The 18,368-nt window shown below is 70.3% G+C and carries 15 protein-coding genes; 1 reads left to right on the top strand and 14 read right to left on the bottom strand.

Annotated elements, in window-relative coordinates:
- Positions 1-77: 77 nt before the first annotated feature.
- The 10 genes from F8O04_RS05390 to F8O04_RS05345 form a co-directional block, all read right to left on the bottom strand.
- A complete protein-coding gene (locus tag F8O04_RS05390; RefSeq protein WP_158028263.1) occupies positions 78-1,178 on the bottom strand; it encodes an ABC transporter ATP-binding protein in 1,101 nt (366 codons plus the stop codon).
- Positions 1,175-2,227: an ABC transporter ATP-binding protein gene (locus F8O04_RS05385; RefSeq protein WP_158028262.1), complete on the bottom strand. Its 1,053-nt coding sequence runs from the start codon at positions 2,225-2,227 to the stop codon at positions 1,175-1,177. The genes F8O04_RS05390 and F8O04_RS05385 overlap by 4 nt, the downstream gene beginning before the upstream one ends.
- Positions 2,224-3,123, bottom strand: coding sequence for an ABC transporter permease (locus F8O04_RS05380; RefSeq protein WP_158028261.1), 900 nt, complete (start codon positions 3,121-3,123; stop codon positions 2,224-2,226). Before F8O04_RS05380 ends, F8O04_RS05385 begins: the two co-directional genes overlap by 4 nt.
- Positions 3,110-4,147, bottom strand: a complete 1,038-nt coding sequence (locus F8O04_RS05375) for an ABC transporter permease (RefSeq protein WP_225734884.1) — start codon at positions 4,145-4,147, stop codon at positions 3,110-3,112. Before F8O04_RS05375 ends, F8O04_RS05380 begins: the two co-directional genes overlap by 14 nt.
- Entirely contained in the window at positions 4,144-5,916 is a 1,773-nt protein-coding gene (locus F8O04_RS05370; RefSeq protein ID WP_225734883.1) for an ABC transporter substrate-binding protein, read from the bottom strand. The genes F8O04_RS05375 and F8O04_RS05370 overlap by 4 nt, the downstream gene beginning before the upstream one ends.
- A gap of 360 nt (positions 5,917-6,276) precedes the next feature.
- The gene (locus F8O04_RS05365; protein WP_158028260.1) at positions 6,277-7,293 is read right to left on the bottom strand and encodes an amidohydrolase family protein; all 1,017 of its coding nucleotides are present in this window, start codon (positions 7,291-7,293) and stop codon (positions 6,277-6,279) included.
- A gap of 43 nt (positions 7,294-7,336) precedes the next feature.
- Positions 7,337-8,446: a zinc-dependent alcohol dehydrogenase gene (locus F8O04_RS05360; RefSeq protein WP_158028259.1), complete on the bottom strand. Its 1,110-nt coding sequence runs from the start codon at positions 8,444-8,446 to the stop codon at positions 7,337-7,339.
- 167 nt (positions 8,447-8,613) lie between these two features.
- Complete coding sequence (locus tag F8O04_RS05355; RefSeq protein WP_158028258.1) at positions 8,614-9,738, bottom strand: NDMA-dependent alcohol dehydrogenase; 1,125 nt, start codon at positions 9,736-9,738, stop codon at positions 8,614-8,616.
- A 14-nt stretch (positions 9,739-9,752) separates the two neighbouring features.
- Positions 9,753-11,240: an aldehyde dehydrogenase family protein gene (locus F8O04_RS05350; protein WP_158028257.1), complete on the bottom strand. Its 1,488-nt coding sequence runs from the start codon at positions 11,238-11,240 to the stop codon at positions 9,753-9,755.
- The gene (locus F8O04_RS05345) at positions 11,237-12,418 is read right to left on the bottom strand and encodes an NDMA-dependent alcohol dehydrogenase (RefSeq protein WP_158028256.1); all 1,182 of its coding nucleotides are present in this window, start codon (positions 12,416-12,418) and stop codon (positions 11,237-11,239) included. Before F8O04_RS05345 ends, F8O04_RS05350 begins: the two co-directional genes overlap by 4 nt.
- A 253-nt stretch (positions 12,419-12,671) precedes the next feature.
- Between F8O04_RS05345 and F8O04_RS05340 the strand changes: the two genes are divergently transcribed.
- Positions 12,672-13,589, top strand: coding sequence for an SDR family oxidoreductase (locus F8O04_RS05340; RefSeq protein ID WP_188726256.1), 918 nt, complete (start codon positions 12,672-12,674; stop codon positions 13,587-13,589).
- A 37-nt stretch (positions 13,590-13,626) separates the two neighbouring features.
- On the opposite strand, the gene mftF is transcribed toward F8O04_RS05340, so the two are convergent.
- The 4 genes from mftF to F8O04_RS05320 form a co-directional block, all read right to left on the bottom strand.
- Positions 13,627-15,012, bottom strand: coding sequence for a mycofactocin biosynthesis glycosyltransferase MftF (mftF, locus tag F8O04_RS05335; RefSeq protein ID WP_225734882.1), 1,386 nt, complete (start codon positions 15,010-15,012; stop codon positions 13,627-13,629).
- Between the two features lie 98 nt (positions 15,013-15,110).
- A complete protein-coding gene (gene mftE / locus F8O04_RS05330; RefSeq protein ID WP_225734881.1) occupies positions 15,111-15,902 on the bottom strand; it encodes a mycofactocin biosynthesis peptidyl-dipeptidase MftE in 792 nt (263 codons plus the stop codon).
- A gap of 8 nt (positions 15,903-15,910) precedes the next feature.
- On the bottom strand, positions 15,911-17,176 hold the full coding sequence (gene mftD / locus F8O04_RS05325; RefSeq protein ID WP_158028254.1) for a pre-mycofactocin synthase MftD: 1,266 nt from the start codon (positions 17,174-17,176) through the stop codon (positions 15,911-15,913).
- Positions 17,177-17,280: 104 nt separating this feature from the next.
- A complete protein-coding gene (locus F8O04_RS05320; protein WP_225734880.1) occupies positions 17,281-18,192 on the bottom strand; it encodes an IclR family transcriptional regulator in 912 nt (303 codons plus the stop codon).
- Between the last annotated feature and the right edge of the window lie 176 nt (positions 18,193-18,368).

Below are 18,368 nucleotides of genomic sequence, written 5' to 3'. Positions count from 1 at the left end.
CCCTCGTGACGGACCCGTCGGCTCCCGGCTCCCGGGAGGCGACGAAGGAGGCGTCACGAGGGGCGCGAGCTCGAGACCTACTGCCCCGTCGCGACGGTCTGGCGCGGCGGCACTGACGCTCGCAGCGCATCGGCCGACACCGACGGCGCCTCGAGCGGGAAGTGGCAGGCCACGAGATGGTCGGCCGAGGGATCGGCCGGCCTCGGCTCCACCTCGGCACAGAGGTCCTGCGCCTTCGGGCACCTGGTGCGGAAGCGGCATCCGCTCGGCGGGTGGAGCGGCGACGGCGGCTCACCGGTCATCGGCACCGGACGCCTGGTCTCTCCGGTCGCCGGATTGAGCACCGGGATCGACTCGAGGAGCGCCTTCGTGTACGGGTGCTGGGGCGCGGCGTAGATCTCATCTGCCGGACCGACCTCGGCGAGCTGGCCGAGGTGCATAACCGCGACGCGGTCGGACACCTGCTTGACCGTCGCCAGGTCGTGCGCGATGAAGACGTACGAGAGCCCGAGCTCTTCCCGCAGCTCTTCGAACAGGTTGAGCACCTGCGCCTGGATCAGCACGTCGAGCGACGAGATCGCCTCGTCGCAGATGATGACCGCCGGGTTCAGCGCGATCGCCCTCGCGATCGCCACGCGCTGCGCCTGGCCACCCGAGAGCTCGATCGGCCGGCGCTTGCGATAGGCGTCCGGCTTGAGCCCGACGAGTTCGAGCAGCTCGCCGACCTTGCGGTGCCGCTCGGCCTTTCCCATGCGCGTGTGCCCCCGCAGCGGCTCCGCCACGACCTCGTCGATGGTCCACCTCGGGTTGAGCGAGCCGAACGGATCCTGGTACACCATCTGCATGCGCGAGTGCACCCGCTTGAGGGCACGCCCCCGCAGCGTCGTGAGCTCCTGTCCCTCGAACTCGACCGAGCCCGACTTCGCTCGTTCGACCTGGATGATCGCGCGAGCGAGGGTCGACTTCCCCGAGCCGGTCTCGCCGACGATGCCGAGGGTCTCGCCGACGGCGAGGTCGAACGACACGTCGCTGAGGGCGTGGACCACACCGACCTTGACGCCACCTGCCCCGCTCGAGCGGTACTCCTGCACGAGGTTCCGCACGCGAAGAAGCGGCTCCCCCGCGGCCGCCTTCCTCGGGGTATCGGCCGTGTCCGCCGAGGGCGTCGAGACCGTCATTGCAGCTCCTCCTTCGAGTCGACGGGATGCCAGCAGGCAAAACGATGGCCGGGCTCGTGCTCGTCGAGGGGCGGACGCTCGACGCACTGCTCGGTGGCGCGCGGACACCGATCGCGGAACGAGCAGCCCTCCGGGAGCGCGCCAAGGTCGGGCGGATGGCCGCCGATGACGTTGAGCCTCGAGTGCGGCGCCGCGCCCACCTGTGGGATCGCGCCGAGCAGGGCCTTCGTATACGGCATGCGCACGTTGCTGAACAGCTGGGCCGTGCGGGCGTGCTCGACGGCGCGGCCCGCATACATCACGAGCACGTCGTCGGCGTAGCACGCCGCCAGGCCGAGATCGTGACTGATCATGATCACGGCCGTGCCGAGCCGGTGCTGCAGGTCGAGCACGAGTTCCATGATCTGCGCCTGGGTCGTGACGTCGAGCGCCGTCGTCGCCTCGTCGGCGATGAGCACCCTCGGATCGGCGGCGAGCGCGATCGCGATCACGACTCGCTGCCGCATGCCGCCGGACAGCTGGTGCGGGTACTCGTGATAGCGCCGTTCCGCCGCCGGCAGTCGAACGAGCCTGAGCTTCTCGATCGCGAGCTTCTGCGCCTCCTTCTTCGACACCTCCGAGTGCATCCGGATGGCCTCGCTGACCTGCGCCCCGACCGTCATGGTCGGGTTGAGCGATCGAGCGGGGTCCTGGAAGACCATGGCGATCTCGCTGCCGCGCAACGCCCGCATCGATCGTTCATCGAGGCCGATGAGCTCGTTGTCGCCGAGGACGGCGCTGCCGGAGACGCTCGCCGACGGCGGCAGCAGGCCCATGAGAGCGCGAACGCTCACCGACTTCCCCGACCCCGACTCGCCGATGATCGCGAGCATCCGCCCGGCCTGCAGGCGGTACGAAAGCCCGTTGACGGCGTGGATCTTCCTGCCGGCGCGCGAGAACGTCACGTGCAGTTCGTCAACCTTGAGCACCGTCTCGGGCTCGCCCCCGCCCGAGGGCGCTGCCGCGCGCGCGACGGTCGGCGTTCCTGCGGCGGTCTCTGTCGCGCTCATCGGCGGCTCATCTCGTCGCGGGTGTTCTCGCCGAGGATGTTGAACGCGAGCACGGTGAAGAGCAGCGCGAGGCTCGGCCACAGCACGAGCATCGGCGTCGCCGAAAGGGTCTGTTGGGCGTCGTAGATCATGTTCCCCCAGCTCGGGTCGGGCGCCGGAATCCCGAGGCCGAGGAAGCTCAGGGCGCCCTCGGTCACGATGATGATGCCCATGCCGAGCAATGCGAAGTTGAGCAATTGCGGCACGATGCCCGGCGCCACGTGCCGGAACAGGATGCGCCACGACGGGCTGCCGCTGAGTTCGGCGGCGCGCACGTACGGCATGCTGACCACCTTCAAGGTGGCCGACCGAGCGATACGGGCGATCGACGGGATGCTGAAGGCACACATGGCGAGGATCGTGTTGGGCACGCTCGGCCCGAGCGCCTGCGCGATGGCGATCACCAGCACGAGCGACGGGAACGCGATCGGCACGTCGAGGATGCGCATGATGATCGAGTCGGCGATACCGCCGAGATAGGCCGACAGCGAGCCGATGATGCCCCCGAGCACGATGCCGATGACGTTCACGCTCACCGCGATGATGAGCGAGGTGCGGCCACCGTAGATGATGCGGGAAAGCACGTCGTTGCCATTGATGTCGGTGCCGAGCGGGTGCCCCGGCGAGCCGGCCGGCAGTCGGCTCGAGAGCACGTCGCCGCCCACCGGGCTCGGGATCGGCAGCACGTACGGGCCGAGGAAGCACAGGGCGAACAACAGGATGACGAAGCCGGCCGGCACCCAGACGAGCGCCTTGCGGCGCATCTCCGCCATGCGCGCCGAGCGCCGCGACTCGGCGGGCGTCGGGGTGGCGGCCGGGCGCAGGAGCGCGGCGGTCGACGTATCAGTGGTTGCCATAGCGGATCCTCGGGTCGAGCACGGCGTACAGCACGTCGACCACCAGGTTGGCGATGACGGCGGTGGCCGCGAAGATGAACACGCACATCTGGACGACGGCGAGGTCGAGCGACATGGCTCCCTGCAGCATCATCATGCCGAGCCCCGGCATCTGGAAGATCTGCTCGATGATGACCGTGCCGCCGATGAGCGTGCCGACGTTGAGCCCGACGAGCGTCAGGAGCCCGAACGACGAATTCCGGAAAGCGTGCATCCACAGGGCCCGCCACGGGCCGACCCCCTTGGCGCGCGCCGTGTCGATGTAGTCGGTCCGCGTTACCTGCTCGACGAGATCGCCGCGCAGGAACCTCGCGTAGAAGCACGCGAGCGGCAAGCCGAGCGCGAGCACGGGGAGCGTCACCGAGGCGAGGTTGCCGATGGGGTTCGTCATGAATGGCACGTACCCGATGGCGGGCAGCATCCGCAGCCCGACCGAGAAGACAAGCACCAGCAGCAGCGCCATGACGTAATTCGGCACGGCGAGCAGCGTCATCGCCAGGAACGAGATGACGCGGTCGAAGACGCCGCCGGGCTTGCGGGCGGCGAGCAGCGCCGCGGGGATCGCGATGCCGATCGAGACGACGAACGCCAGGAAGACGATCTCGAGCGTCACGGGCAGTCGCGTGACGAGCATCGAGGAGACGGTCTGCCCGCTGACGATCGACGTGCCGAGGTCACCCGTGAAGAAGCCGAACAGCCACGAGAAGTACCGCTCGGGCGCCGGGCGGTCGAGTCCCATCTGCGCGCGAAGCGCCTCGACCTGCTCGGGCGACGCATCCATGCCGGCGGCGTTCTGCGCCGGGTCGCCGGGCATCGCCTCGAGCAGCATGAACACGAGCACGCTGACGACGAACAGCAGCGGGATCGCAATCAGTAGCCGCTTGACGATGATGCGCAGCACCGGGGCGGTGGTGAGACGCTGGAGCAGTGTCGCGTGCTCCGCGCCGTCCACCGCCGCCGGTGCGTTGGTGACTGATGAGGTCACTGCGCCCTCCACACGCGGTCGTACAGCACGCCCTGGTTCACCGACAGGGCCGGAATCGGCTCATCGAGACCTGGACCGTGCACGCCGTCACGGACGATCTGCGAGGGCGTGAAGGCGGTCCCGAAGGGGGCGTACGCCTCGTCTGAGATGTACGTGGCGATCGCCTCGTACGCCGCCGCGCGCTCCTCGGGGTCGATTGTGGCGACCGAGGCGGCGAGCAGGTCGTCGAGCTCGCTCGTGAGGCCGAGCTGCACGGCCTCCTCACCCGAGGAAGCGCCCTCCGGCAGTGGTGCCCCGCTGAACGGCGAGCTCGAGCCGAAGCGGACCTGCACGCCGATGCCGGCCGACGGGTCCCACGCCCCGGCGGTCTGGAGCATGGACTCCCAGTCGCCGGTCGTGAACTTCGTGATCACGTCGCCGAGCGGCTTCGCGTCGATCGTGACATCGATGCCGGCTTCCTGCCACTGGGTCTGCAGCGCCGTCGTGACCGATCGCGCCGTCGTGATGTCGGTCGTCCCGAGCTCGACGGTCAAGCCGCCGAGCTCTTCGACGAGCGCCTTCGCCTTCTCGAGGTCGTAGGTGCGATACCCCTCGATCTCCGGCATGTGGAACAGACCGCCCGATGCCGTGAACGACTGGCTCATCTCGGCCTGGCCCCCGAAGAGGCCTTCGTTGATGGCCTCGAAGTTCGTGGCGTAGTAGATCGCCTCGCGTGCTCGCTTGTCGTCGAACGGCGCCTGGCGCGTATTGAGCTGGATCACGTAGGGCGAGGTCGCCGGCCCGGGCACGGCCTGGAAGCCAGGCGTGTTGCCGGCCTGCTCGATGAGGGTCGTGTCGCTCAAGCCCTCGAAGACGTCGCCCTGGCCTGCTTGCAGCGCCTGGAATCCGACCTGGCCGCCAGCGACCGCCTGGAACGACAGGTTGTCCAGATAGGGCAGCCCCTCCTTGAAGTAGGCATCGTTCCTGGTGAGATCGAGCCGGTCGCTCAGCGTGTTGTTGACGACCGTGAACGGCCCTGCGCCGACCGGCGTGAGTTTGAACTGCTCGTGCCCCTGCTCGGCGTAGGCCGCCGGCGACGCGATGTTGTTGAGCGGCGACGTCGGGAACGTGTTTACGAACGCGCCGTTCACGACGGTCAGGGCGATGTCGACCGTGTATTCGTCAACCGCCTGGATCGAGCTGAGCCGCGAGTTCACCTCTTCTTCGGTGATGTCGTCCGGGAGCGCGTTCGTGAGGCTCTCCATGAACTCGGGCGAGTACTCGGGCGCCGGCCGCGTGTCGTCAAGCCTGATCGTCGGCGCGCTCGTCGATCCCCACGAGAAGATGCGTACCCAGTTCCACACGACCGCCTCGGCGTTGAGCGGGGTGCCGTCGCTGAACTCGATGCCCTCGCGCAGCTTGATCGTCAACACGAGGCCGTCGTCGGAGAACTCGTAGCTCTCGGCCTGGTTGGGCACGATCTCGCCCTCGCCGGCGTCGTTCGTCTCGAGGGTGAACAGGCCACCGAAGATCGCCGCGTTCTGTCCGAGGTTGGCGCCGACCCCGTTGCTCGTCGCGGGGTCGAAACCGGTGGGCCAGTCGCCCGAGAACCCGGCGTCGAGCAGCACGGTGAGGTCGCCGCCGGCGACGGGATCGCCGGCTTCTCCCGGGCCCTCGCCCGCTGCCCCGCCTCCCGCGCAGGCGGTGACCGCGAGGAGCAGGCCTGCGGCCATCGCTGCGGCGCGCATCACCCGCCCCGTCGTCGTCGTGTGTTTCGCGGTTCTGCTCATAGTTCGCTCCTCGTTGAGCTGAATGACCGTGTGAGTGACGTCGTCGAACGGCGCCGTCGAAGATCGGGCGCAGATCGTTCTGCGACCCGATTCGACACGAGTCTCATCGCGGGGCGCATCGGCTCACCAGGCCGTTTCCGCGGTGCGGGAGCAATCCGCGTAGCCCGCACAGCGGTGCGGATCGCGGGCCCCGAATCGGGTTTCCGGGGAAGGCGAACGAAACGCGCGGAGGGCCGGATGCTCGTCGTCGTCGAGCATCCGGCCCTCTCCCGGGCTTCGGTCGCCGGCCCGGCTCACTCGTGCGGATCCCGCGCGGCGCGCGCCACGAACCCGGCCGCGAGCCCCCGCGACTCGTGCGCCCTACACGGCAGCGACCTCCGCGGGAACGCGACCGAGCCAGCGCATCGCGTTGCGGTGGCTGAGGTCCTCCCACTGCTCAGGTTCGAGCTCGAGCGACCTCGCCGTGCGCGCGATCGGTTCCTCCCGGAGCATGGCCGGGAAGTCGCTGCCGACAAGCAGGCGGTCGGCCCCGAGGAGGTCGACGAGGTAGCGGATGGCGCGCGCGTCGAAGACCATCGAGTCGTAGTAGAAGCGCCGCGCGAGCTCGAGCGGCGACGGCCCGTCGTCGGGCATGACGGCGCGCTCCAGGTTGACGGGCTCCTCGTTCCACGAGCCGCCCCAGAAGTAGTTCGCGCGCGGCAGCATCATGGCCAGCCCGCCCGCGGCGTGGCTGAACGAAATGCGCAGGTCGGGGCACGCGGCCGCGGTGCCCCCGAGCATGAGGGACGCGGCCGAATACATGCCCTCGATGCCGACGACGTAGGTTCCCATCGCCGAGTTCGGCAGCCGGTCGATCGGCGCCGGCATGGCGTGCACGAAGATCGACAACCCCAGCCGTTCGGCCTCCTGGAAGAACGGCAGGAACTTCGGGTCGCCGATCGACGACCCCAGGATGTTCGAGGCGATCTCGACGCCGGCGAGTCCCCGCTGCTTGACTGCTGCGAGCTCGGTCGCCGCGGCATCCGGGTCTTGCATCGGGACCATGCCGAGCCCGATGAGCCGCTCGGGGTCGTGCGCGCTCAGCTCGGCCGCGACGTCGTTGACGTGCTGCGCGAGGGCGAGCCCGTCGGCCGCGGGAAGGTCGTACTTCAGCAGCGGCGGCATGGGGCTGATGACCTCGCTGTCGACGCCGGACGCGTCCTGCGCCTCGATGCGTCGTTCGGCTTCGAAGAAGACCTCTTTGGCGGGGAACTTCGTCGCGCCGAACACGAGGAGACGGTTTGTACTGCCGTCGATCGGCTCCATCGATGGGAAGCACTCGGGGCTGCCCTCTGGGTAACCGCCGGGGAGGAAGTGGGCGTGGGCGTCGATGATCATCGGATGCTCTCCTTGCATGAGGCGGAATCGGTGCGGTGGGCGGTCACGCCGCGTTGGGGTTGACGGAGACGCCGATCGCTCGGCCGTCGCCCGCGTCGCCACTAAGGGTGTCGATGGCGAGCGCGACCTCGTCGAGCCCGAACGTGTGCGTGTGCATCTTCTCGAGGGGGAAGCGCCCCGACTCGATGAGCGAGATCGCCTTCTGCTGCCCGGCCGAGTCGACACCGAACGCCCCGCGCACCGTGAGGCTGCGCTGAATGATGCGATCGGTCACGAGCGGCACCTCGGCGCCGCCCTTGAGCCCCGCGAGCACGACGCGCCCGCCGAAGCGCACGGCGTTCAGGGCATCAGTGATGGGCTGCTTCGCCATTGGCGTCACCTCGAGGGCCACGTCGGCGAGCGCGCCGTCGGTGAACTCGGTGACGGCTTCGACGACATCGCGTCCCTCGTCGCCATCGACGACGATCGTGTGGTCGGCGCCGAGTTCTTCGGCGAGCGCGAGCTTGTGCCGGTCGCGCGCGAGGCCCGTGATGATGACCCTGCGCGCGCCGGCGGCCTTCGCCGCGACGACGGCGGCGATGCCGCGCTGGCCGGCGCCGAGCACGAGCAGCGTGTCGCCGAGGCCGACCTCGCCGAGGTCGACGGCCCAACGCACGCCCGCACCCATGGCGTTGTACAGCGATGCGACCTCGATCGGCAGCGACTTGTCGATCTTGTGCACGACGGAGGTCGGCGAAAGGTACATGTGCTCGGCGAACCCGCCCCAGAGCGACGGCTCAGCGTCGATGCCCGTGACCCCGTGCCCGTATTTGCGGAACGTGCATGCCTGGTATCGGCCGGTGAGACAGTCGTTGCAGGCGCGACAGGGCACGATCACCTCGAGCGCGACCCGGTCGCCGACCTCGACGCCCCACCGCTCGGCCGCCGTGTCACCGATCTCCTCGATGATGCCGACGGGCTCGTGTCCGGGGATGAACGCGGGTCGCCTCCCCTCGGCCATGGCGCCTCGGAAGATCTCGACGTCGCTGCCGCAGATGCCGTTGGCCTCGACGCGCAGGAGGCCGTCCTCTGCTCCCGTCGTGGGACGGGGGAACTCGCGCATCTCGATCATGCGCGGCGCCGTCTGCACCGCCGCTCGCACCATTGTGGTCATTGGGGTTCTCCTCAGTGATTCAGTGGCCCCGGCCGAAGGGCCGTCCCGCGAGTGGGCGTGGAGCGCGGGGTTGCGGGCGCGCGCCGCGGTGACGCGTCCCGCCCGCACACGCACGGAAACGCTGCGGGGGGCTCGGTGCCCCTCGCAGCGTTTCTGCGCGCGGTCCGTCAGCTGTCATGCACGATGACGCCGCGGATGTTCTTTCCGTCGACGAGGTCCTGGTAGGCGTCGTTGACCTGGTCGAGCGAGTAGGTGCGGGTGATCAACTCGTTGAGCTTCAGGTCGCCCGAGCGGTACAGCCCCATGAGCTTGGGGATGTCGTACATGGGGTTGCAGTCGCCGAACAGCGCCCCTCGCACCTGGCGCTGGAAGCTGATGAGGAACCCGCCCGGCAGAGTGACCGCCTTCTCGTTCGCATGTCCGACCGAGGTGATGGTGGTCTTGCCGCCCTTGCCCGTCATCAGCACCGCGGCCTGCACGATCTCCTGCGTCACGACGTGCGGGGTGAGGATGCAGTGGTCGGCCAGTTGACCCCAGGTCGCGTCGACGACGAAATCGCGCGCCTCCTCGGCCGTCGCGAACGCGTGCGTGGCCCCGAAGACGTTGACGGCGGTGTCGCGCTTGAACTCGACCGGGTCGACGACGACGACGTACCTGGCACCGGCGAAGCGCGCGCCCTGCACCGCGTTGCTGCCGACGCCGCCCGCGCCGAAGACCACGACCGTGTCACCGGCGCGCACGCCGGCCGCATACACGGCAGAGCCCCACCCCGTCGGCACGCCGCAGCCGATGAGGGAGGCGATGTCGAACGGGATGTCGTCGTGCAGTGGAACGACCGCCCACTCCGACACGACGGCGTACTCCGAGAACGTGCCGAGCGAGCAGAACCCGCCGATGTCCTCACCGTCCTTGTGGAAGCGGAACGAGCCGTCGAGGAACATCCCGCTGCCGGCGTTGAGGCCTTTCTCGCACATGTTCTGGTGCCCGGTCGAGCACGGGCGGCACGCGCCGCACGCGGGGATGTACGAGCACACGACGCGATCGCCCGCCTTCACGCGCGTGACGTTCGGCCCGACCGATTCCACGACGCCGGCGCCCTCATGGCCGCCGACCATCGGGAAGCGCACCATCGCGTCGCCCGCGGTGATGTGGTTGTCCGAGTGGCAGAGGCCGGAGGCCGCGAACTTCACCCGCACCTCGTGCTCCCGCGGGTCTTCGAGCTCGAGATCGGTGATCTGCCACCCGAGGTGGGGTTCGCGCGCGATCGCGGCGCGCGTGGTGATGGTTGCCATGCTTCGTTCCCTCCTCAGGCCCGCGCCGCGCTCTGCAGCGAGACCGTCTTGACCTGGGTCCACTCGAGCACCGCATCGGCGCCCATCGTGCGGCCGAAGCCGCTGTTCTTGTAGCCGCCGAAGGGCCCGCCGATGACCGTGCCGGCACCGATTGGCGTGTTGAGGCCAACCTGTCCGGCCTCGATCGAGCGGGTCATGCGCACGGCGGTGCCGAGGTCGTTCGTCCACACCGAGGCGACGAGGCCGTAGTCGACGCCGTTCGCGATCTCGATGGCCTGCGCCTCGTCGTCGAACGTGAGCACCGACAGGACGGGGCCGAAGATCTCCTCCTGCGCGATCCGCATGTCGGGCGTGACGCCGTCGAACAGCGTCGGCTCGACGAAGAACCCGTTGCCGAAGTCTTCGCCCGTCGGCACGCCGCCGCCGGTGATGAGCTCGGCCCCCTGCTCGCGACCGAGCTCGATGTAGCCGAGCACGCGATCGTGCTGCTTCTCATTGATGAGCGGCCCCATGACGACCTGCTGATGACCGGGACCGATCGTGACCTCCTGCATGGCGGCCGCGAGCTTGTCGACGACCTCGTCGTGCACGCTGCGGTGCACGACTACTCGCGTGCCTGCGGCGCACACCTGCCCCGTGTTCAGGGTTATGCCGCGCGCCATGCCCGCGACCGCCGCGTCGAGATCGGCGTCGGGGAACACGATCTGCGGCGACTTCCCGCCGAGCTCGAGGTGGAGCGGGGTGAGGTTCCTGGCGCAGGCCTCCATGATGAGACGCCCCGTCGCGGGCGAGCCCGTGAACCCCATGCGCCGGATGCGCGGATCGGCGGGGATCGCGGCGCCGGCCTCGTGCCCATAGCCGGTGACGACGTTGATGACGCCTGGCGGGATGCCCGCCTCGAGCGCGAGCCGGGCGAGCGCGAGCGGCGTCAGCGGCGCATCCTCTGCCGGCTTCATGACCATGGTGTTGCCGGCGGCGATCGCGGCACCCACCTCGGTCACGAACATCGGCCCAGGCGCGTTCCACGGGATCACGCCGCCGACGACCCCGTACGGCTCGCGCAGCGTGAGGCCGAGCGATGTGGAGGCGCGCGTCGGAAGCGAAGTGCCGTGCACCTTGTCGGCCTGCCCCGCGATGAACCGCAGCTGCGACGCCATGGGCGGCGGGCCCCAGCTTGGTCGGCCGACCTCGGTCGACTCGAGGCGGTCGAGCTGCGCGCCTCGCTCGTCGATGAGGTCCGCCCACTTGAAGATGAGCCGGGCGCGCGAGGTCGCGTCAAGATCACGCCAGGCCGGGAACGCCTGCTGGGCGGCGCGGATGGCGGCGTCGACATCGCGCTCATCGCTGCGCGGGACGGTGGCGATGCGCTCGCGGTTGGCCGGGTTGATGACGTCGATGGTCCGGCCCGTGACCGACGGGCCCCAGTCGCCGCCGATGAGCTGCTGGTTGTCGGCGACGAGGTCGCTCGCGGTGCTTGTCTCCGAGTCGTGGGTGAGGGTCATGCGTTCTTCCCCTGGTCGTCGTGGTCGATGAGCACGACGCCGCGGATGTTGCGGCCGTCGAGCATGTCTTGGTACCCCTCGTTGATCTGATCGAGGGTGTAGGTGCGGGTCACGAGCTCGTCGAGCTTGATGTGGCCGGTCTTGTAGAGGCTCAGGAGCCGGGGGATGTCGAACAGCGGGTTGCATGCGCCGAAGATGGCGCCCTGCACGCGCCGCTGGAAGCCGATGAGCATGCCGGGGTTCTCCTGGATCATGCCCTTGCCGACGGCGGTGATGGTGACCTGCCCGGTCTTGCCGACCACGTTGATCGCGTCGTGGATGACCTCGTCGTGCAGGATGCCGACGGTGATGATGGCGTGATCGGCCAGTCGTCCCCAGGTCGCGTCGACGACGAACTCGTGCGCTTCTTCGGCCGTCGCGAAGGCGTGGGTCGCGCCGAAGTGCTCGAGGGCCATCTGCCGCTTGAACTCGACGGGATCGACTACGACGACGCGCTGCGCCCCCGCATAGGCCGCGCCCTGGACGGCGTTGCTGCCGACGCCGCCCGCACCGTAGATGACGACGGTCTGACCGGCGCGAACGCCGGCCGCGTGCACGGCGGAGCCCCAGCCGGTCGGCACGCCGCAGCCCACGAGGGCCGCCACCTCGAACGGAATGTCGTCGGGAATCGGCACGACCGAGTACTCCGAGACGACCGAGTACTGCGAGAAGGTGCCGAGCACGCACAGCCCGCCGAAGTCGGTGTCGCCCTCGTGGAACCGGAAGGTGCCATCGGCGAAGATGCCGGTACCCGCGTTCTTGCCCTCGTCGCAGAGGTTTTGCCGCCCCGTCGAGCAGTAGCGGCACTTGCCGCACGCGGGGATGAACGAGCAGACCACGTGGTCGCCGACCTTGACCCTCGTGACGCCGGGGCCGATGGCGTCGATGATGCCGGCCCCCTCGTGGCCGCCGACGACCGGCATCCGCATGGGCGCGTCGCCCTTCTGGATGTGGTCGTCGGAGTGGCACATGCCCGCGGCAATGAACTTGATGCGGACCTCATTGGCCTTCGGCGGGTCGAGTTCGAGGTGGGCGACTTCCCAGGGGGTCCCGGGCGCGCGGCACACCACGGACTTCGTGGTGATGCGTCGCGCCTCGGAGGTCACTGTTCCGGTCGCGGCTTCCGCGGTGATACTCATGAGTCCTCGTTTCCGCGATTCCATCGGAGCGTCCCTGGCCGCGGTGGGCCCGGACGAGGCGGGCGTCCTCGCCCGCGGCAGCTCCGTCGCTACCCGTCAAGAGTCGCGACCGGGCGGGTGGCTGGCCACGCGGCTTCTATGCCGTGGAAGAGATTCGCGGTCGGCTCCGGACCGGCCCCGTCCGGCGGCATCCGCCTGCCGCTCGGCGGAAACGACCTCCCTCGTCGCGTGCCGGAACAGTCACGATGTGCGCATGCAGGATGTCTCAGGCAAGGTCGCCGTCATCACCGGCGGCTCAAGCGGTATCGGCAGGGGAATCGCGCTCGCGTTCGCGCGTGCGGGCATGACGGTCGTCGTCACGGGTCGCAGCGAGTCCCACCTCGAAGAGACCGCGGCGGTGTTCGCGGATGAGGGGCTCACGGTCGATCCCATGCAGGTCGACGTCACCGACCTCGGCGCCATGCGCGCAGCCGCCGACGAGATCGCGGCGCGCCACGGCGGCGTTGATGTGCTCGTCAACAATGCCGGCATCGGCCTGACGGGGCCCGTCGCCGACGCGACGCCCGACGACTGGAAATGGGTGGTCGACGTCAACATCGGCGGCGTCGGCAACGGCATCCAGGCGTTCCTGCCGATCATTCGCAGGTCTGGCCGCGGTGGGCACATCGTGAACACCGCATCGATGGCGGCCATCATGCCGATCGTCGCGGGCCTGTACTCGATGACGAAGGCCGCCGTCGTCGCGCTTTCGGAGGCGCTGCACATCGAGCTGCGCGGCGAAGGCATCGCCGTCTCGGCATACCTGCCCGGGCCCGTCCACAGCAACATCGCGACCGGCACCGCGAGGCGCCCCGAGCGGTACGGCGAGTCGGGGTACACGCCGGCTCCCGCCGCGTTCGTCGAGAAGGCGCGCCAACAGCCCTACATGAGCGCCGAGGAGGCCGGCGAGCGCGTGCTCCACGGCGTGCGGCGCGGCGACATGTTCATCCTCACGCACAACGAGTTCGCGGAGGGGGTGCGCGACCGGCACCGCGCCATCGAGCGCGCGTTCCCCGACGAGCCCATCGACGACGAGCGCAAGGCGGCGATCCCGTTCCTGCTCTCGTCGGACGTCTACGCACCGGATGCGCAGCTGCCGTCACCGAGGTACGGCGCGGTTCCCGCGTCGTAGGCCCGAGTCGGGACGCCCCTCGTGAGGCCACCGGTCTTCATCGATTGCGGCGGCGGATGAGCGGGAGCAGTGGCGCCGTGGTGCGACCGCGCACGGCGCTCACCCACACGCCCGCCCCGTAAGCGAGGTCGTCGAGGCGCCTGGCGATCGCGAAGCGCAGCAAACCGCCCGTCGGGCGCAGCCGGCGGTACTCCCACGCGGCATCCGCGACGGCCGCGACGACGAGCGCCAGCCTGGCGCGCCGGGACACGCCCGCGGCCGCGACGGCGATCGGCCACCAGTGCCGCAGCAGTAGCGCGGCACCTTGCGTGAGCGCCCAGCCGAACCCCGTGAGCGTGAGCCTCGTCGCCTCGGCCCGCGGCCGGTCGATTCCTGGCAGGCTGCGCGAGACCCGCGCCGCCGTCACGGCCACCAGTACCCCGACGACCGGCAGCGACCACCACCGCTGCGCCGCGAGGACGACGAGGCCGCCGACCGCCCAGGGCGCGAGCACGGCCGGCGCGACGAGCCCCGGGTGTCGCGTCGCGAGCGCGTCCGCCCCGGTGCCGTAGACGAACTTGCGCTCGAGCCACTCGCGGACATCGCGGCGATGCTCGTGCTGCACGACGGCTCGCGGCTCGTACCGCACACGCCAGCCGGCCGCGTGCAGTCGCCACACGAGGTCGACGTCCTCGCCCACCCGCATCCCGGCCTCGAAGCCGCTTGCGACTGCCGCGCGCCGCACCAGGAGGCACGTGCTCGAGACCCACGACAGCGGGGAGAGAGGTCGCACGAGCCCTCCGGTCTCGCCGTGGTCGAGCGACGACCGGGCCGATTCGTATCGAAGCACCCAGTTCTCGTCCCGCCGCGGCAGCGCGGCGATCCGGGGAGCGGCGGCGCCCAACTTCGGGTCGACGAAGTGCCGGAGCAGCAGCTGCGCTGCGCCCGGGCCGAGCACCGCGTCGGTATCGATGAACAGCACGAACTCGGTCGACGCACGCGCGAGCCCGAGGTTGCGGGCGGCCGCCGGGCCCGCGTTGCGTTCTGCCCGCACGAGCTCGGCGCCGTGGTCCGCGGCCGCCCGGGCAAGCGGCTCGGCCTCGTCTGCGGGCGTCGCGTCGTCGACCACGATGATGCGCACGTCGCGGAGATCGTTCCGGATGCTCGCCAGCAGCCGTTCGAGCGGTTGCGACCGCCGATAGGCCGGGATCACGACGGTGAGCGAGCCCGTTTCGACGACCGGCAGCGATGCGGGTTCCGGGTCGGCCATGCCGGCATCGATGAGGTAGCCCGCGAGCGCGGCCGAAGCACGATCGGCCACGGCGAGTTCGCGGTCGCGGATGCGTCCGGTCGCCGCCTCGCGGAGCCTCGTGACGCGCGACGGCGTGCCTCCGGCGAGGACCGCGCCGCCATCGAGCACGCGCGTCGCATTCGCGAGTCGCACGCGAGCCCCGACGGGGAGCTCCCCCGCGCCCGGAGCGGCGGGGAGGGGGACGACGGGCGGGACGGCCGGTCGCGCGAATGCGCGCCGCACGGCCGGCATCACGCGGGTAGCTCCGTCGCCACAGGAATGTCGGCCCGGGCACGCTCGTGCACCTCGTCGACCATCGCCTCGAACAGCATCCGGCCCTCGTCGGCGCTCGCCCCACGGGGGTCGCCGATCACGCCGTTGGGCGAGACCATCGCGACGCCGCCCCGCAGCATGGCGGGCAGCAGCTCGCCGAGGGGTGCCGTGACGCCGGCCTCGGCTGCGTCAAGACGCACGCGTGCCGGCGCGAGGTGCAGCATGAGCGAGGTCTCGGTGCGGCCGGCGTGCAGATCGCTCGCGACCCGCCCGGCCCGCTCCCCCACCACGGCGGGCGCGCTCGCGGGCGGCGGTTCGCACGCGACCCATGTGACTCGTCGCGACTCGTCCTCGAGCGTCGGCATGATCCGCCGCAGCGTCGGTACGTTGCCGCCGTGCGCGTTGACGATGATGATCCGGCCGGCCCACGCCGAGGCCGAACGGGCGAGCTCGATGAGCACGACGGCGAGCGCCTCGGCCCCGATCGACACGGTGCCGGCGAAGGCGGCGTGCTCGCCGCTCGCGGCGAACGCGATGGCCGGCGCGAGGACGGCATCGTCGCCCGAAGCGCGAAACCGCTCGACGAGACGCTCGGCGACGGCCGTGGCGATCACGGTGTCGGTATCGAGGGGAAGGTGCGGGCCGTGTTGCTCGGTCGATCCGAGCGGGACCACGAGGATCGCGCCGTGCGCCTCGCGGGACACCCGGTCAGCGAGCGCCGCGGGTCGCCGCGAGGCGGCGGGACCGGTCTCGCCTGCGTCGTTCGGCACCGCGACCCTTATCCCGGCGTCGGCGCCACGTCGTGGCGGCGGGCGAGGGCTTCCGCCTCCACGAAGATCGGCGAATCGACCTCCGGCATGGCGTCGTCGTCGGCACCCAGGCGCAGCTGGAAGTCCCGCGGAACCACGAGGTCTTCCGGGCACAGCTCGTGGATCGACCGCTTGCCGAGCCCGAGCACGGCCGAGTCGAGGCCGGCGCGGAGGATGTCGAGCACGTTCTCGACGCCGCCTTGGCCGTTCGCCGCGAGTCCCCACAGGTAGGCGCGACCGATCATGACCGCCTTCGCGCCGAATGCGAGCGCCTTCGCGACGTCGCCGCCCCGGCGCACGCCGCCGTCGAGGAGTACTTCGATGTCCGCGCCGACGGCATCGGCGATCCCGCCGAGCACACGAATGGTCGCGGGAGTCGTATCGAGGTTGTTGCCGCCGTGGTTTGACACGCTGATCGCGGTGACCCCGGCGTCGACGGCGCGCTTCGCATCGTCAATTCGCGTGACGCCCTTCAGCATGAACGGCGCATCCGGCCAGAGTCCACGGAGCCACGCGACATCGCTCCAGGTCGGCGGCGGGGTCGACATCCACTCGCCGTACGCGCCGAAGAACGGCGGGGCCTCGCCGCCCGGCGGCTGCAGATTGGGAGCCGTGAGGTCGGGGACGCGGCCCGAGCGGACGTACGAGGCGAGCCAGCGCGGGCGGCGCAACGCCTGCGGGGCGAACTTCGCCGCGGCCTTCAAGGTGAGGCGCTCGGGGATCCACGGGCTGCCCCAGTCGCGGCCGTGGGAGAACGACCAGTCGAGCGTCGCGATGAGCCCCTTCGCCCCGGCCGCCTTGGCGCGCTCGATGCGCTGCGCCATCACGTCTCGATCGCCCGACCAGTAAACCTGGAACATCGTGTTGGGATTGGCCGCGACGACCTCTTCGACCGGCTTCGAGGCGAACGAGCTCAGCCCCATGATGGTGCCGCGGTTGGCGGCGGCCCGGGCGACGGCGACCTCGCCGTCGGGATGCACGGCCTGCACGCCGGTCGGCGAGATGAGCACGGGAAGAGCGACGGGGATGCCGAACACCGTCGTCGACAGATCGCGTTCGGCGTGGTGACCGGCGACGTGGGGAGCCAACCCCAAATCGGCGAACGCCGCGCCGTTGTCTCGGATGGTGCGGCCGCGTTCGCTGCCGGCCACGAGCGCCCCGTAGACCGAGGGCGGAAGGCGGCGCTTGGCTCGGCGCTGTGCCTCAGCGACCGTCTCGAACCAGGGGTTTGTCATGCGTTTCGGTTCCTTTCGGGCGTCGTTGCCGCTCTGGCAATGCTATTGACGCCGGTGGTCTTCCGCCGCGGCACTACCGCGTGGAAGAAGGGTGCGGGCATTGACTACGCCGAGCGTTGCTGGCGACGGCCGCCCGTGAGCGCACGCGAGATCTCGTTGGCGGCGGCGAGCAACGTCGGCAGCAGCACGTGCGGCAACACCGAACCCGAGGGGACGGTGACGCCGACGGCGGCGATCGGGCGATCCTGGGTGCCGCGCACCGGGACGGCTATGGCGAGCGCGCCGTGCGTGATGGTGTTCTCGACGATGGCTGCGCCGGCCTGGCGCACTCGAGCGAGGGCGCGCCGCAGTTCGTCCGGATCGGTGATCGTCGTGCTCGTGAACCGCTTGAGCTGGCCCGCGAGCACGCGCTCTCGGAACGCGGGTGCCGCCCACGCGAGGAGCACATGGCCGGTGGCGGTCGCGTGCATCGGCCAGCGACCGCCGAGTCGGGTGAGAACGGGGGCTCCCCCGCGCGCCCGGATGGAGTCGATGTACACGACGTCGGTGCCGTCGCGCACCGAGAGGTTCACGTCGGCGCCCGTCGCGGCGTGCAGGTCGCCGAGATACGGCTTCGCCGCCTCGCGCAGCCGGAGACCCTGCGGCTCGAGCGCGCCGAGCTCGAGCACGCGCATCCCGACGGCGTATCGGCCGTCGGAGCCGCGCTCGAGCGCTCCCCACCGGTGCAGTTCGCCGACGAGTCGGTGCGTCGTCGAAAGGCTCAGCCCGGCCCTGCGACTGATCTCGCTGAGGGTGAGGGTGATGTGGTCCTCGTCGAAGACCTCGAGCACGGCGAGCACACGGCCGCAGGCCGTCATGCGCTCGGTCGCCGAGTCGGCGAGGTCGTCGATCGGGGCGGCGCCCAGGGCGGGGTTGGGGGCGGATGCGCCGGTGCCGCGAACGGCCGGGCGTATGGTGGCGGGCGCGTTGGCCGCGCGGGCGTCGGTGGTGGGGGCGAAGGTATCTGTCGAGGTCATCGTTGGCTCCGAGTGATGTGTCGTGTGGCTGCTTCGCGTGGGGACGCGCCTCGTGGCGCGTCTGCTCGTGTTGGGTGATTCCGTTCCGTGTTGTGTGCTGTGGTTCATGTCGGGGTGGTGGCTGACTGCGGGATTCGTTGCGGATGCGCGCGGTGGGGCGATGTCGCGTCCGGTGC

Origin of the sequence: Pseudoclavibacter endophyticus, assembly GCF_008831085.1 — a bacterium.
GTDB lineage: Bacteria > Actinomycetota > Actinomycetes > Actinomycetales > Microbacteriaceae > Pseudoclavibacter > Pseudoclavibacter endophyticus.
Note: the sequence above shows the minus strand (reverse complement) of the source record. Positions and strands in the feature narration are given on the sequence as shown.